This window comes from Burkholderia sp. AU27893, assembly GCF_002223205.1.
Lineage (GTDB): Bacteria > Pseudomonadota > Gammaproteobacteria > Burkholderiales > Burkholderiaceae > Burkholderia.
Genome location: NZ_NKFD01000005.1, coordinates 561,931 through 577,552 on the forward strand (window position 1 = coordinate 561,931; position 15,622 = coordinate 577,552).

17 protein-coding genes are annotated in these 15,622 nt (G+C 67.1%); 15 read left to right on the forward strand and 2 right to left on the reverse strand.

The window, feature by feature from the left end; translation table 11 throughout:
* The first annotated feature begins 83 nt into the window (after positions 1-83).
* The 13 genes from CFB47_RS34750 to CFB47_RS34810 all read left to right on the forward strand — a co-directional run bounded on the left by CFB47_RS34750 (position 84) and on the right by CFB47_RS34810 (position 13,009).
* Positions 84-521, forward strand: a complete 438-nt coding sequence (locus CFB47_RS34750; protein WP_143330907.1) for a hypothetical protein — start codon at positions 84-86, stop codon at positions 519-521.
* Between the two features lie 306 nt (positions 522-827).
* Entirely contained in the window at positions 828-1,541 is a 714-nt protein-coding gene (locus tag CFB47_RS34755; RefSeq protein WP_089464299.1) for a helix-turn-helix transcriptional regulator, read from the forward strand.
* A 105-nt stretch (positions 1,542-1,646) separates the two neighbouring features.
* Positions 1,647-3,125, forward strand: coding sequence for an indoleacetamide hydrolase (iaaH, locus tag CFB47_RS34760; protein WP_089463938.1), 1,479 nt, complete (start codon positions 1,647-1,649; stop codon positions 3,123-3,125).
* A gap of 544 nt (positions 3,126-3,669) precedes the next feature.
* Entirely contained in the window at positions 3,670-4,806 is a 1,137-nt protein-coding gene (locus tag CFB47_RS34765; protein ID WP_089463939.1) for a muconate/chloromuconate family cycloisomerase, read from the forward strand.
* A gap of 56 nt (positions 4,807-4,862) precedes the next feature.
* Complete coding sequence (catA, locus tag CFB47_RS34770; RefSeq protein WP_089463940.1) at positions 4,863-5,807, forward strand: catechol 1,2-dioxygenase; 945 nt, start codon at positions 4,863-4,865, stop codon at positions 5,805-5,807.
* Between the two features lie 121 nt (positions 5,808-5,928).
* Positions 5,929-7,287, forward strand: a complete 1,359-nt coding sequence (locus tag CFB47_RS34775) for a Rieske 2Fe-2S domain-containing protein (RefSeq protein WP_089459329.1) — start codon at positions 5,929-5,931, stop codon at positions 7,285-7,287.
* Positions 7,284-7,772, forward strand: coding sequence for a benzoate 1,2-dioxygenase small subunit (gene benB / locus CFB47_RS34780; RefSeq protein WP_089444178.1), 489 nt, complete (start codon positions 7,284-7,286; stop codon positions 7,770-7,772). The genes CFB47_RS34775 and benB overlap by 4 nt, the downstream gene beginning before the upstream one ends.
* 45 nt (positions 7,773-7,817) lie before the next feature.
* Entirely contained in the window at positions 7,818-8,840 is a 1,023-nt protein-coding gene (gene benC / locus CFB47_RS34785) for a benzoate 1,2-dioxygenase electron transfer component BenC (protein WP_089463941.1), read from the forward strand.
* A gap of 2 nt (positions 8,841-8,842) precedes the next feature.
* Positions 8,843-9,613: a benzoate diol dehydrogenase BenD gene (benD, locus tag CFB47_RS34790; RefSeq protein WP_089444180.1), complete on the forward strand. Its 771-nt coding sequence runs from the start codon at positions 8,843-8,845 to the stop codon at positions 9,611-9,613.
* 95 nt (positions 9,614-9,708) lie between these two features.
* Positions 9,709-10,107, forward strand: coding sequence for a RidA family protein (locus tag CFB47_RS34795; protein ID WP_089464300.1), 399 nt, complete (start codon positions 9,709-9,711; stop codon positions 10,105-10,107).
* 231 nt (positions 10,108-10,338) lie between these two features.
* Entirely contained in the window at positions 10,339-11,151 is an 813-nt protein-coding gene (locus tag CFB47_RS34800; RefSeq protein ID WP_089463942.1) for a creatininase family protein, read from the forward strand.
* 61 nt (positions 11,152-11,212) lie between these two features.
* Complete coding sequence (locus CFB47_RS34805) at positions 11,213-12,388, forward strand: YncE family protein (RefSeq protein ID WP_179259035.1); 1,176 nt, start codon at positions 11,213-11,215, stop codon at positions 12,386-12,388.
* A gap of 138 nt (positions 12,389-12,526) precedes the next feature.
* Entirely contained in the window at positions 12,527-13,009 is a 483-nt protein-coding gene (locus CFB47_RS34810) for a DUF1641 domain-containing protein (RefSeq protein WP_089463943.1), read from the forward strand.
* Positions 13,010-13,019: 10 nt separating this feature from the next.
* Here the strand turns inward: CFB47_RS34810 and CFB47_RS34815 are convergent, their stop codons facing one another.
* Complete coding sequence (locus CFB47_RS34815; protein WP_089459335.1) at positions 13,020-13,730, reverse strand: response regulator; 711 nt, start codon at positions 13,728-13,730, stop codon at positions 13,020-13,022.
* A gap of 632 nt (positions 13,731-14,362) precedes the next feature.
* Here CFB47_RS34815 and CFB47_RS34820 point away from each other — a divergent pair.
* Both CFB47_RS34820 and CFB47_RS34825 read left to right on the forward strand, forming a co-directional pair.
* Entirely contained in the window at positions 14,363-14,728 is a 366-nt protein-coding gene (locus CFB47_RS34820; RefSeq protein ID WP_256946827.1) for a hypothetical protein, read from the forward strand.
* A 19-nt stretch (positions 14,729-14,747) separates the two neighbouring features.
* On the forward strand, positions 14,748-15,002 hold the full coding sequence (locus CFB47_RS34825; RefSeq protein ID WP_256946850.1) for a hypothetical protein: 255 nt from the start codon (positions 14,748-14,750) through the stop codon (positions 15,000-15,002).
* 62 nt (positions 15,003-15,064) lie between these two features.
* Here CFB47_RS34825 and CFB47_RS34830 read toward each other — a convergent pair whose 3' ends face one another.
* On the reverse strand, positions 15,065-15,604 hold the full coding sequence (locus CFB47_RS34830) for a GNAT family N-acetyltransferase (RefSeq protein WP_089463945.1): 540 nt from the start codon (positions 15,602-15,604) through the stop codon (positions 15,065-15,067).
* Positions 15,605-15,622: the final 18 nt, after the last annotated feature.

Below are 15,622 nucleotides of genomic sequence, written 5' to 3' on the forward strand. Positions count from 1 at the left end.
ACGCGGCAAGCCGACATATTGCGGCATCATCATGGATGCCGACGCACCGGCATCGGTGCCCGCTATTCGACTGGAGACTCTGCATGCCGATACCCCGGATTGAAACCCGTGACGCGATGGGCGACCCCGATGTGGTCTATCTCAACCCGTATCACGTGCTGTGGATGTCGCAGCCGACCGCGGCGCAACGGCGGCCGGGCGGCACGGCCATTCGCGTCGACGACCGCGTGAAGGGCGGTTCGTTGCTGATGGCCGACAATCCGCCGGCCGCTCAACTGCTGCAGGATCTCGGGCCGTTCGTGACGGTGACGCTCGCGAATCCGTCGTCCGACTATCCGGACGGTCTCGTCCATGTGCGTGCGCAGGCGATCGTCAAGATCGCGACGGACGATCACGACAAGCCGCTCGCCGAGCGCACGCTCGGCTGGGTCCACGTCAAGGACGGCTCCGCGTTCAAGGTCCGGGATTACGCCGGCATGGCCGTGCAATGGCAGGCGGTGGTGGCGGGTGCCGGCCGCTGAGCGGGGCGTCACGCCTGCGTAATGACGCTGCGGCCCGTCGCGCCGCAGCGGGCCGGGCGTGGTTCGCCTCGGGAAACCGGCCGTTTTGCCTCGTGCGCCCTGGCGAGCCGCTCAGGTGTCGGAGTGCCGCGCGAACCATGAGCCCGCTCGGCGCCGCAGTCGATACGCGAGACGCAGTACGTCGATCAGCCGGGTAACATGGCGCATCGCGACAAACCGGCGCCCGTTCGGGCCTTCGCCGCGAAAGCGCCCATCGCAGCGCTCGATGCAGATGTTCTCCACCGGCTTGCCGAGGAACCGTCCGTCATGAACCTTTCCGCGTCCGATATCACACCGGAGGAACTCCGGCTGTTCGGCGACATCGTCGCCCGCCTGGAAGAGCTGGGGCCGGCCGTCGACGTGAGGACGGTCGTGCTGCCCGCGATCACGCAGCTGCTCCGCGCCGATTTCGCCGCGTCGTTCGATTGCGACGAACACACCGGCCTGTGGCGCAACGGCTTCTCGTACAACGTCGATCCGTTGCAGATCGCCCGCTACGAAGCGTGGTTCCAGCATATCGATCCGGTCACGCCGCCACTGCGCGCGCGCCGCGTGGCGACCTGCGTCGACGAAGTGGTGAGCCGGCGCGAGCTCGAGCAGACCGAGTTCTACACCGATTTCCTGTGCCGCGACGGGATGCATCACGGCATCAACGTCTACGCGTTCGACGGCGCGACGCATGTGGGCGACCTGCGCATCTGGCGAGCGCAAGGGCGGCCGGACTTCACCGAACGCGACAAGCTGCTGCTGAACGGCATCGAGCCGTTTTTCCGGCGCGCGCTGCTGCGGCGGCGCCATGCGTGCGCGGGGCTGACCGGGCGAGAGAGCGACGTCGCGCGGCTGGTTGCCGCCGGTTACACCGACAAGGACGTCGCGCGCACGCTCGGCATCGGGGTGCCGACGGTCCGCACGCATCTGCGGCGCGTGATGGCGAAGAAGGGCGTCGCCAACCGCGCGAGCCTGGCGGCCGCGCTGGCGTAACCCGTCGCGCGCGGCCGTCGGCCGAGGGTCATCCATTGTGATGATGGGCGTCAAAATCGGCGCGCCCTACCTTGTGACGATCCCCCGTTACGAGGAACGACGACGATGCCCACCCTGGGAACCCTGACGCTCACCGAAGCCCGGCACGCGATCCTGCGCCGTGAGTTTTCCTGCGTCGAATACGCGTACGCCATGATCGAGCGGCACGCCCGCTGGCGCTACCTGAACGGCTTTACGTGCGTCGACGAAGCACGGCTGCTCGCCGAAGCGGCCCGCTGCGACCGCGACCTCGCGACGTCGGCCACCCCGCACGCGCTGCTGGGCTTGCCGATCGCGATCAAGGACAACATCGACACCGCATGCCTGCCGACCGGCAATGGCACGCTGGCGCTGCACAACCGCGTGCCGCCGCAACATGCGCCGGTCGTCTCGCGGCTGCTCGCGCAAGGGGCGCTGATCGCGGGCAAGGCCAACCTGCACGAGCTGGCGTTCGGCGTGTCGGGCAACAATCGCGTGACCGGCGCGGTACGCAACCCGTACGACTTCAACCGGATTCCGGGCGGCAGCAGCAGCGGCTCGGGCGCGCTGGTCGGCGCGGGCGTGGTGCCCGCCGCGCTCGGGACGGACACCGGCGGCTCGGTGCGGATTCCGGCGGCGCTGTGCGGTGCCGTCGGCCTTCGCCCGACGGTGGGGCGCTACCCGTCGGGCGGCGTCGCGCCGATTTCGCGCACGCGCGACACCGTCGGCCCGATCGCGCGGTCGGTCGAGGACATCGCGCTGCTCGACGCGATTCTGTCCGGCACCGGCACCCATGCGAGCGCGTCGCTGCCGATCCGCAGTGCGACGCGCCCGGTGCGCCTGGCGGTTCCGCGCACGACGTTCTGGCGCGGCCTCGCTCAAGATGTCGAAAGGGTGGCGAATGCCGCGGTGGCGAAACTGGCGCAGGCGGGCTTCGAATGCGTCGATATCGACCTGAACGAGTATCCAGGGTTCTTCGACGACGAGCCGGCCGTCATTGCCCTGTACGAATTCCGGTCGTCGATACACACGTATCTGGTCGAGAACGGCTATGACCTGTCAGTCGACGACATCGTCGCGAACGTGGGGAGCCCGGATGTCGCGAAGATCGCCCGCCATATCACTGGCCCCGACGGGATCGGCGAAGCGGCGTACCGCACCGCGCTCGACCGGCGTACGCGCTCGCGTGCCGCGTATCGGCAGTGCCTCGCCGACAGCGGCGCCGACGCGCTGGTGTTTCCGACCACGATCGCGACCGCGTGCCCGATTCCGGCGGGCGACGCGATGATGCTCAACGGCGAGCCTGCGTCGGTGTTCGCGACTTACATCCGGAATACCGAGCCGGGCAGCAATGCCGGCGTACCGGGCATGACCGTCCCGGCCGGCCTGACGGCGGCGGGGCTGCCGGTCGGCCTCGCGCTGGACGGGGCGGCCGGCACCGATCGCGAACTCATCGCGGTCGCGCTGGAGGTCGAGCGGGTGCTCGGGCGACTGCCGTTGCCTGACGATGGATTCGGAGTCAAGGGCAGGTTGGGTGGATACGCGGGTGTCGATGGGGAGTCGTGATGCGATGCCGCCGCACCTGGGGGCGGTGCGGCGGTTGAAGTGCCGGAGCCGGCCCGCATGCGCGCGAGGCAGGCTACGCTGACGCCGAGCCCTCCGCACGCCCGACCCGATGCGCAAGCACCGCTGACGTGAATCCCGCCGGCGCCGCAGCGTCTTGACCCGACAACCGCTCGAACCCACGCCCGCGAAGCCCGCCGCCAACCGCGCATATCGAAAAACTCGCCCACGAGCCCCCCGAGCGAGGCATCAGGAAAACCCTGACAGCGGGCCACCGAAGCCGCTTTTTTGCATCGCCGCCCGCGTGGCGGCCGATGCCTTTCCCGTCTCCGGCCGTCCGCCTCCCGGGTGGCCGCTCCCCTCGATCCAGCGCGGCTTCCCGGCCATCTTGCCTATCATTGAGGGTATGGTGACAAGCTAAATCGACTGAATATCCCCGAATTTCAATACCTGTCAGGTATTGAAATGGCCGCCTAAAAGTATTGGACGCTCGATCTGGCCGAGACGTATAAATCGCCTCAAGAACTTCACCTCCACGGCGTGCCCCATGTCCTCCGTCACCATCGAACGCATCGAAACCCGCCTCGTCGACCTGCCGACGATTCGCCCGCACAAGCTGTCGGTGGCCACGATGCATGGCCAGACGCTGATGCTCGTGAAGGTGTGCTGCAGCGATGGCGTGACGGGCCTCGGCGAAGGCACGACGATTGCCGGCATGGCCTACGGCCCGGAAAGCCCCGAGGCGATGAAGCTGGCGATCGACACGTATCTCGCCCCGGCGATCATCGGCCGGGACGCGACGCGCATCCAGACGCTGATGGCGTTCCTCGGCAAGCTCGCGAAGGTCAACCACTTCGCGAAGAGCGCACTCGAAACCGCGCTGCTCGACGCGCATGGCAAGCGGCTCGGCGTGCCGGTGAGCGAACTGCTCGGCGGCCGCCGCCGCGATCGCCTGCCGGTCGCCTGGACGCTCGCATCGGGCGACACGGCCACCGACATCGCCGAAGCCGAGCGGATGCTCGACCTGCGCCGCCACAACGTGTTCAAGCTGAAGATCGGCGCGAAAGCGCCGGAGACGGATATCCGCCATGTGGCCGAGATCAAGCGGGCCGTCGGCGATCGCGCGTCGGTGCGGGTCGACGTGAACATGGCGTGGAGCGAAACGCAGGCCGCGCGCGCGATTCCGGCGCTGGCCGATGCCGGTTGCGAACTGGTCGAGCAGCCGGTGGCCTCGGCCGCGGCGCTGGCGCGCCTGATGCGCCGCTTCCCGGTCGCGCTGATGGCCGACGAAATCCTGCAAGGCCCCGACAGCGCGTTCGAGATCGCGAAGCAGCACGGCGCGGACGTGTTCGCGATCAAGATCGAGCAAAGCGGCGGCCTGTTCGCCGCGCAGCGCGTCGCCACGATCGCGGATGCGGCCGGCATCGAGCTGTACGGCGGCACGATGCTCGAAGGCGCGTTCAGCACGGTGGCGTCGGCGCACCTGTTCGCGAGTGTCGCGAACCTGCAGTGGGGCACCGAACTGTTCGGGCCGCTGCTGATCACCGAAGAGATCCTGACGCAGCCGCTCGATTACAGCGACTTCGAACTGACCGTGCCGGACGGCCCCGGCCTCGGCATCGAACTCGACGAGGACAAGGTCAGGCGTTTCACCCGCGACGGGCTGACGAAAGTCGCGCGATAGATAACCCGAGCCAGGCAACGGCCGTCATTCCCCCCAATACACGTGGAGACACCATCATGAGCGTCAAAGTTTTCGAGTCCCGGGAAGTGCAGGATCTGCTGAAGGCCGCGTCGAACGCGGGCGCGAACGACACGAACGGCGGCAACGCACGCACGCAGCAGGTCGTGCTGCGGCTGCTCGGCGACCTGTTCAAGGCGATCGACGATCTCGACATCACGCCCGACGAGGTGTGGGCCGGCGTCAACTACCTGAACAAGCTCGGCCAGGACGGCGAAGCGGCGCTGCTCGCGGCCGGCCTCGGCCTCGAGAAGTATCTCGACATCCGGATGGACGCCGCCGACCAGGCGGCCGGCCTCGACGGCGGCACGCCGCGCACGATCGAAGGGCCGCTGTATGTGGCGGGCGCACCGGTGCGCGACGGCGTGTCGAAGATCGACCTCGACGAAGACGACGGCGCGGGCCCGCTCGTGATCCACGGCACGGTCACCGGCCTCGACGGCAAGCCGGTCGCGGGCGCGCTGGTCGAATGCTGGCACGCGAACTCGCACGGCTTCTATTCGCACTTCGACCCGACCGGCAAGCAGAGCGAGTTCAACCTGCGCGGCGCGGTAAGAACGGGCGCCGACGGCAAGTACGAATTCCGCACGCTGATGCCGGTCGGCTACGGTTGCCCGCCGCAGGGCGCGACGCAGCAGTTGCTGAACAGCCTCGGCCGCCACGGCAACCGCCCGGCGCACGTGCACTTCTTCGTCGACAGCCCCGACCACCGCAAGCTGACGACGCAGTTCAACATCGAAGGCGATCCGCTGATCTGGGATGACTTCGCGTATGCGACACGCGAGGAACTGATCCCGCCCGTGGTCGACAAGACCGGCGGCACGGCGCTCGGCATGAAGGCCGATGCGTACCAGGACATCGAATTCAACTTCGTGCTGACGCCACGGGTGCAGGGCAAGGACAACCAGATCGTCCACCGGCCGCGCGCAGCCGCGACGGCGTAACCGCCCACCGCCCGCCGGCGCGGCGCCGATACGCCGCCGCCGGCCGGGTTCCCGCGAGATTCAACCGATTACCGATGCGAGCGTGCTTGCAGGACGCGGCACGCGCATGGGAGGAGCCAACATGTCCGCCACGATCGACCAAGCCACCGACCTGGATCACCTGCTCGCCACCGCCGTGCAGGACGACAAGGAAGCCGGCGTATTCCGCTGCCGCCGCGACATCTTCACGAACGCCGAGCTGTACGAGCTCGAGATGAAGTACATCTTCGAGCGCAACTGGGTGTACCTGGCGCACGAAAGCCAGATCCCGGCCAACAACGACTACTACACGACGTGGATCGGCCGCCAGCCGATCGTGATCACGCGCGACAAGACCGGCGAGCTGCACGCGGTGATCAACGCCTGCGCACACAAGGGCGCGATGCTGTGCCGCCGCAAGCACGGCAACAAGGGCAGCTTCACGTGCCCGTTCCACGGCTGGACCTTCTCGAACACCGGCAAGCTGCTGAAGGTGAAGGACGAGAAGACGACCGAGTATCCGGTGCAGTTCAACACGAACGGCTCGCACGACCTGAAGAAAGTCGCACGCTTCGCGAATTATCGCGGCTTCCTGTTCGGCAGCCTCAGCGCCGACGTGCTGCCGCTGGAAGAGTATCTCGGCGAAGCGCGCGTGATCATCGACCAGATCGTCGACCAGGCGCCGAACGGGCTCGAAGTGCTGCGCGGCAACTCGTCCTACATCTACGAAGGCAACTGGAAGATGCAGATGGAGAACGGCTGCGACGGCTACCACGTCAGCACCGTGCACTGGAACTACGCGGCGACGATGGGCCGCCGCAAGGAGGACGGCACCAAGGCCGTCGATGCGAACAGCTGGAGCAAGTCGGTCGCGGGCGTGTACGGCTTCGACAACGGCCACATCCTGCTGTGGACGCAGACGATGAACCCGGAAGTGCGGCCGGTGTACCAGCACCGTGACGAGATCAAGGCGCGCGTCGGCGACGTGCAGGCCGACTTCATCGTCAACCAGACCCGCAACCTGTGCGTGTACCCGAACGTGTTCCTGATGGACCAGTTCAGCACGCAGATCCGCGTGGTGCGGCCGCTCGGCGTCGACAGGACCGAGGTCACGATCTTCTGCTTCGCGCCGAAGGGCGAGAGCGAGACCGATCGCACGGTGCGGATCCGCCAGTACGAGGATTTTTTCAACGTCACGGGCATGGGCACCGCCGACGATCTCGAGGAATTCCGCGCATGCCAGGCCGGTTACGCGGGTATCACGGCGATGTGGAACGACCTGTCGCGCGGTGCGCCGCTGTGGGTCGACGGGCCCGACGAGAACGCGAAGAAGATGGGGCTGAACCCGCGCATTTCCGGCGAGCGCAGCGAGGACGAAGGGCTGTTCGTGTGCCAGCACGAACACTGGGTGCACGTGATGCGCGATGCGCTGAAGAAGGAACGCGGGGAGGTGGCAGCATGAGCTTCGATTACCGGATCATTTGCGCGGCGCTGTATCGCGAAGCGCGCCTGCTGGACGATCGCCAGTGGGACGAATGGCTGACGTGCTACACGGAGGACGTCACGTACTGGATGCCCGCATGGGACGACGACGATCGGCCGACCGACGATCACCAGAGCCAGATCTCGCTGATGTACTACCCGGATCGCGGCGGCCTCGAGGATCGCGTGTTCCGGATCAAGACCGAGCGCAGCGGCGCATCGACGCCCGAGCCGCGCACCAGCCACAACGTGACGAACGTCGAGGTGCTGGCCGAACGCGACGGCGAGGTGGACGTGCGTTACAACTTTCACACGCTGAACCACCGCTACCGCGTGACCGATCACTTCTTCGGCACGATGTTCGTCACGTTGCGCCAGGTGGGCGATGAACTGCTGATCTCGTACAAGAAGATCGTGCTGAAGAACGACTACATCCGGCAGGTGCTCGACGTCTATCACGTCTGACGCCCGTTGTTTCGTCATCAAAGACAAGGAAGTGGAGGCGACGCCATGTCCAGCTACAAGATTGCACTGAACTTCGAGGACGGGGTAACCCGCTTCATCGACTGCAAGGCCGGCGAGAAGGTACTCGACGCGGCCTTCCGCGCGAAGATCAACCTGCCGATGGATTGCTCCGACGGCGTGTGCGGCACCTGCAAGTGCCGCGCCGAAAGCGGCAGCTACGACCTCGGCGACGACTACATCGACGACGCGCTCACCGAAGACGAAAAGGACGGCGGCCTCGTGCTGACGTGCCAGATGGTGCCGCAGAGCGATTGCGTGATCGCGGTGCCGACGTCGTCGGTCGCGTGCAAGACCGGCCAGAGCAGCTTCGCCGCCACGGTGACGAAGGTCGAGCAGCACAACGACGCGGCCGTCGTGCTCGAACTCGACGTCGGCGCGGCCGCGCCCGTGTTCCTGCCGGGCCAGTACGTGAACATCGACGTGCCCGCGAGCGGGCAGCACCGGTCCTACTCGTTCTCGTCGGCGCCGGCCGATGCGAAGGTCAGCTTCCTGATCAAGAAAATCCCCGGCGGCGTGATGAGCACGTGGCTCGAATCGGCGCAGCCCGGCGACACGCTGGAACTGCACGGGCCGCTCGGCAGCTTCTACCTGCGCGACGTGCAGCGGCCGCTGCTGTTCCTCGCGGGCGGCACGGGGCTGGCGCCGTTCCTGTCGATGCTCGAGGTGCTCGCGCGTACCGGGTCGCAGCAGAAGGTGCACCTGATCTACGGCGTGACGCGCGATCTCGACCTCGTGCTGGTCGACGCGATCGAAGCCTACGCGGCGAAACTGCCGAACTTCAGCTTCGCGACGGTCGTCGCGGAGGCGGCGTCGAGCCATCCGCGCAAGGGCTGGGTCACGCAGCACATCCCGGCCGATGCGCTGAACGACGGCGACGTCGACGTGTATCTGTGCGGGCCGCCGCCGATGGTCGACGCGGTGCGCCAGTACTTCGACGACGAGGGCGTGAAGCCGAACAGCTTCCACTACGAGAAGTTCACCCCCAACGTCACGGCAAAGGCGGCGTGATCATGCAACGATTCTCTGGCAAGGTCATCGTCGTCACGGGCGCCGCGCAGGGCATCGGCCGCGGCGTCGCGCTGCGCGCGGCGGCCGAAGGCGGCAGGGTGCTGTTCGTCGATCGCGCGGATTTCGTCGCCGACGTCGCGGCCGAAGCGACCGGTGGCGAGACGGCCGGCTTCGTCGCCGATCTCGAAACGTACGACGGTGCGCACGCGGCGATCGCGCACGCCGCGCAGACGTTCGGCGGCATCGACATCCTGATCAACGGCGTCGGCGGCGCGATTCGCATGCGCCCGTTCGCCGAATTCGAGCCCGCGCAGATCGATGCGGAAATCCGCCGTTCGCTGATGCCGACGCTCTATACGTGCCACGCGGTGCTGCCGCATCTGCTCGCGCGCGGCGGCGGCACGATCGTCAACATCTCGTCGAACGCGACGCGCGGCATCCGCCGCGTGCCGTACTCGGCGGCGAAAGGCGGCGTCAATGCGCTGACGGCGGCGCTCGCGATGGAGTACGCCGAGCACAATATCCGGGTCGTGGCGACCGCACCGGGCGGCACCAGCGCGCCGCCGCGCCGCGTGCCGCGCAATGCCGCCGGCGACAGCGAACAGGAACAGGCATGGATGGGCGAGGCCGTGCGCCAGGTCACGGAATCGACGTTCTTCAAGCGCTACGGCAGCCTCGACGAGCAGATCGCGCCGATCCTGTTCCTTGCGTCCGACGAGGCGAGCTACATCACCGGCACGGTGCTGCCGGTCGCGGGCGGCGATACGGGTTGAGCGGCGTGTCGTGACGCCGCTTGACCGTGTTCAACGTGTATTCATCGACAACGCATTCACCGGCCGGCGCGACGACGCCGGCCACGGAGACTCCCATGCATGATCGCAAAGCCATCGTTCCGGCGGGAATGGAAGCGGTGTACGAGAAAATCGGCTATGCGCCGGGCCTGATGGTCGGCGATACGCTGTACGTATCCGGCCAGATCGGCCGCGATGCGGCGATGCGGCTCGTCGAAGGCCGTGAAGCGCAGATCGTGCAGGCATTCGAGAACCTGAAGCAGGTGCTGGAGGCGGCCGGCGCATCGTTCAACGACGTGGTCGACCTGACGACCTTCCATACCGACCTGCGCGACCTGCCGTTGTTCATGCAGGTGCGCGACCGTTACCTTGCCGCGCACCCGAAGCCGGCGTGGACGGCGGTCGGTGCGCACATGCTGGGCGGCGCGCCCGGCTATATCGTCGAGATCAAGGCGGTGGCCGTGTTGCCGGCGTGATGGGCGTTGACGCGGCGCGGGCGCGAGGTGCCGGGATCCGCGCAGCGAATCGGCTCGTCGCGGGCTGACCGGGAGTGACAGGCGTCACGACGCAAGACGGCATCCTGACGAAAACCTTTCTCTCGGCCGGCGGCGTGAAGCGTCATGCGTCGGTCAGCGACAAGTCATGCGAGTTCGTTTATGGTGCGAGGGAACGCCGCGTCGTTTCTTTCCTACCGTCGGGAATCCGCGATGAAATGCCTGCCACGCGCCATCCTCGCCGCCCTCGCTGTCACCGTCGCGCAAGCCGTGCTCGCTCAGGCGCCGGGCACGGTGCAACTCGAAGACATGACCTGGACCGAACTGCGCGACAGCATCCGGGCCGGCAAGACCACGATCCTGATTCCGATCGGCGGGACCGAGCAAAGCGGCCCGTACGTCGCGCTCGGCAAGCACAACGCGCGGGTCAGGGTGCTGTCCGGGCGGATCGCGGAAGGCCTCGGCAACGCGATCGTCGCGCCCGTCATCGCCTATGTGCCCGAGGGCGGCTATGCGCCGCCGACGTCGCACATGCGCTTCCCGGGCACGATCACCGTGCCCGACGACGTCTTCGAAAAGACCCTCGAATCCGCGGCCAACAGCTTCCGCGTCCATGGCTTCACGAACATCGTGTTCCTCGGCGACCACGGCGGCTACCAGAACGACATCAAGCAATCCGTCGCGCGGCTCAACAAGTCGTGGGCCGGCACGGGGGCGCGCGCGTTCGTGCCGGCCGCATACTACGGCACCAGTTCCGACGGCTATGACCAGATCCTGCGCGAGCACGGCGTACCGGCCGCGGATATCGGCACGCATGCGGGGCTGGCCGATACGGCGCTGCTGCTGGCGGTCGAGCCGCGCATGGTCAGGGTCGACAAGCTGCGCAACGCCGCGAAGCCCGGTGCCGTCGACGGCGTCTACGGCGGCGATCCGCGTCACGCGAGTGTCGAACTCGGCCGGCTGGGCACCGACGCCATCGTGTCGCGCACCGTCGACGCGATCAGAAAGGACATCGCCGGCCGCTGACGCAGCCGCGCCGTCGCGCCACCGTGGTCGTCGTTCCCTTCAATCGAACCGGGACATCGTCATGCAACCGCGCTTTCGCCGTCATCTTCGCTTCTCCCGTCCCGCGGCCGCCATCGTGGCGGCGCTGGCCGTCGGTGCCCGCGGGGCGATCGCGGCGGCCGCCGTCGCGACCGTACCCGGCATGCCGCCCGTCGTCCATCCCGACAACCTGTACAGCGAGGCGCAGGTCGGCCGCATGAGCGCGGCGGTAGCGGGCGCGTTGCCGCGCATCTACGTGCCGAACCTGAGATCGAACGACGTCTACGTGATCGACCCGGCCACGTATCAGGTCGTCGACCGGTTCGCCGTTGGCCGTAGCCCACAGCACGTCGTGCCGGCCTGGGACCTGCAGACGCTGTGGGTCGCGAACAATGCGGAAGGGCGAACCGACGGCAGCCTGACGCCGATCGACCCGAAGACGGGCAAGCCCGGCCAGCCAGTGAACGTCGACGATCCGTACAACATGTATTTCACGCCGGACGGCCACGATGCGATCGTGGTGGCCGAGGCACATGCGCGGCTCGACTTCCGCGACCCGAAGACGATGGCGCTGAAATCGAGCCTCGATGTGCCGCAATGCAAGGGCATCAACCATGCCGACTTTTCGATCGACGGCCGGTATGCGCTCTTCACGTGCGAGTTCGGCGGCAAGCTGGCCAAGATCGATTTCGTGAACCGCAAGGTGGTCGGCTATCTCGAGCTCGACCGGAAAGGAATGCCGCAGGACATTCGCGTGTCGCCCGACGGCAAGGTGTTCTACGTCGCCGACATGATGGCGGACGGGGTATACGTCGTCGATGGCGACGCCTTCACGAAGATCGGCTTCATCCCGACGGGCGTCGGGACGCACGGCCTGTACCCGAGCCGCGACGGCACGAAGCTCTATATCGCGAATCGCGGCTCCAATCGCGTCCATGGGCCGCGCCACGGCAAGGGCAGCGTATCGGTGCTCGATTTCGCGAGCCGCCAGGTGGTCGCGACCTGGCCGATTCCCGGCGGCGGCAGCCCCGACATGGGCAACGTCAGCGCGGACGGCACCACGCTGTGGCTGTCGGGCCGTTTCGATGACGTCGTCTACGCGATCGACACCACGAGCGGCGCGGTCCGGCAGATTCCCGTCGGCATGGAGCCGCACGGCCTGACGGTGTGGCCGCAGCCGGGCCGCTATTCGCTGGGCCATACGGGAAACATGCGGTAGGGCGGCGGCCGGTCATTGCGTACCGGCCCGGCCGCTCGACACGCGGGCCGCATGGCTCGCCGATGAAACCCGCGCATGCAACCGGCGCGCGTGGCCGCCGTCGCGGCGGCCGCGTGGCGTCCCAACCGGAGAAAGCCGATGACCGAACGCCAGTCCCCCGATACGACACCGCCGCAACCGGCGCCCAGCGCGCACGATGCGCTCGAGCATTTGCTCGGCAGCCTGCACCAGCATGGATTCCTGCATTTGGCGACCGAGGTCGTCAGCGCGAACGCGCGGCTGGCCGACACGTTCGTCGATGCGCTCGACAAGCCGGGCATGCAGAGCGGCATGCAGAATCTCGCGGCGCTGTTGATGGCGCTGTCGCGCATTCCGCCCGAACAGTTCGGCAAGGCCGTGTTCGCGGCCGCCGACGCGCTGCATCACGTCGGCGCGTGGCAGCCGGCGCAGCACGAGCATGTCGCACCCGGCGTGCGCGGCGCGTACCGGCTGCTGCACGACGAAGCGCTGTGGGACGCGCTGACGCCGTTGCTCGAAGGGTTGAAGGTGTTCGCGCAGCGGCTCGCGCGCGCCCCCGAGACGCCCGTCACCGCGCGCAGCGAGAAGACGACGGGCACCTGAGCGCAGCGTGTCAGTCCCACGCGTGCTTGCTGAACTGATAGCCCTTGCTGCGAATCGTCTTGATTCGCTTCGGTTCCGTCAGGTCGTCACGCAGCTTGCGGCGCAGCTTCGAAATGCGGCCGTCGATCGACCGGTCGAAGCCGTCGAACTCGATGCCGCGCAGCAGCAGCGTCAGGTCCTTTCGGCTGACCACCTCGCCGGCGCGGCAGACGAGCGCCCACAGCAGGTCGAACTCGGTCGACGTCAGGCGGGGTGCGCTACCGTCGGGAAGACGAACCTTGCGATCGGCCCGGTCGATCGAAAACTTGCCGAACTCGAAACGATGCGGCGATGCCGGCTCGACGTCGTCCGGGCGCATGCGCACCCGTCGCAGGTGGGCCTTGATCCGCGCGAGCAGGATGCGCGGCTCGACCGGCTTGCGGAGGAAGTCGTCCGCGCCGAATTCCAGGCCGAGCAACTCGTCGAACTGTTCGTCGCGGGCCGTCATCATGATGACGATGCCGTCGTACTGCATGCGTGCCTCGCGACAAATCTCGAAGCCGTCCTTGCCCGGCAGGTTGATGTCGAGCAGCACCAGGTCGGGGTGACGCGCGACGATCGTGGCGACGGCGTCGGTGCCGTCGAACAGGCGGTCCACCTCGTACTGATGCGTGCGCAGATAGTCTGCGATCAGTGAGGACAATTGAACGTCGTCTTCGACGAGCAGGATTCGGATGGGCATCGCTAAACGAGGGGATGAAACGGGAAAGTGGCGAGCGTTCAAGCCCAGTCCGACCATGGGGTGGCTGAAGAGACGCGCATGATACGTCCGAACAATCCGGTGGAATGTGGCGAAATCTGCATCGCTCGGCCGCCCGGTCCGCACGCGCATCACCCCGCCCATGCAGCCACGCAAAGGGGCGAAGAGGGGGAAGCGTGTCGTCGCGGAACGGGGCGATGGTTGGGCGATAAGGTCAGGCGCGGGATCCGGTTCATCACCGGCAAGGACCGCAGGCGCGGTGTCGTTCGCGCGAAAACGTTTGCGGAAAAATGGCGCATGGAAAGCGCCCCCGCGCGGGCCGCCAGCCGGTAAAGATTGCTCGACATATCATTACAAAATATTACGAAACGGGCAACGGACAGGTCCTTACAATCGTGGCGACTCGGTGGCGAGCATCACGCGCACCGGCTTCCGGCCGGCCGTCGAAGGGAATGCCAACGCGGTGGCGGTGACCGGCAGCGTGCCATTGCTCGCCCGGTGCGTCCGTTCGGCACGGCACTGCCGGTGCTCGACGCGCGCGAATCGATGTCGACGTCACCCGCCTTTCCGGCGGCAAACGTCTGGCCGGAACGATGTTCTGACAGGAATGCGAAATGACACCGCTTCAAATCATCCGGAGCCTCGATTCACTCACGAACGCGATCGAAGTCGCGGTCGCCGACGCCGACTGGAGCGAGGCCGTCCTGGCCGCAGAAACACGTTCGGCGTTCTTGCTGGCGCTGTCACCCGATCAACCCGACGAGGTTCACGCGGCGATCGGGAGAATGCGGGAGATCGATATCCGGATCTCGATCACCGCACGGGAAACGCTGGAGGCACGCGTCGCGGCGGGCCGGGAGGCGTTGCACGACACCCGGCTGGCGCCCCAGCCGCCATCGCCCGGGGCGGATGTCATGGCCGCCCGATCCCATTCGTGGCGCTCATCCATTTCACGGCGCTTCGCGCCGTACACGCATTGACACGGACAGGTCCTTGAACGTGCCGGTCAGGTCTCAACATTTCGGTGGCGGTATGCGATTTCGAAAACGCATCAGTTATGTCGATGCAACACGGTGGTTCGCTGATGGCGACCATGATCGGGTGGAAACCCGTGAAGGCGGACGCGCGATCGCCACACCGGAAGGCTGGCGTTCGGTGAAGTCGGGTGACTGGATCTTGCGCGATGATCGCGGCAACTGCTGGCCGATGGACCACGGGCTCTTTACGACCCTGTACGAACCGGTCGTGGAGTGAGCGGCGAGGGCGCGCCGGTGCCGTCCAGACGGCACGCCCACGTCACCGGTGACGCCGGCAGCCTAGCGGCGCGCGCGCGAAAACAGCAATGAGTCGGTGTCGTTGAACCGGATCGGTACCGGCTCCCCATAACCCGCCTTTTCCGCCACGCGGATCGACGCGACGTTGGTCGGCGCGATCAGGCACACGCTGCGCTCGAACCGGTGCTGCCCGTCGAGCCATGCCAGCGCGGCCGAGAGCGCCTCGGTCGCGTAACCCTTGCCGTGCGCCCACGTCGCAAGGGCCCAGCCGGCTTCCGGCACGCCGCGAATCGACGGCTCGATGACCCGGTGGAAATCGGCGAAGCCGAGATCGCCGACATAGCGGCCCGACGCCTTCTCGCGAATCGCCCAGTACCCATAGCCGAGCAGCGGCCACAGCCCGCGATACGCGAGCATGCGCATCCACGAATCGCGCGGCGCGGACGGCGTGCCGTTGAAGATGTGCTCGACGACCTGCGGCTCGGCCCACATCGTGGCGAGCGCTTCGAAGTCGCCGAGCGGATGGCCTTCGAGGATGAGACGCGGCGTGTCGAGAACGGGCGGGGAGGAGACGGGCAGCATCGTGGCTTCCGGACAGGA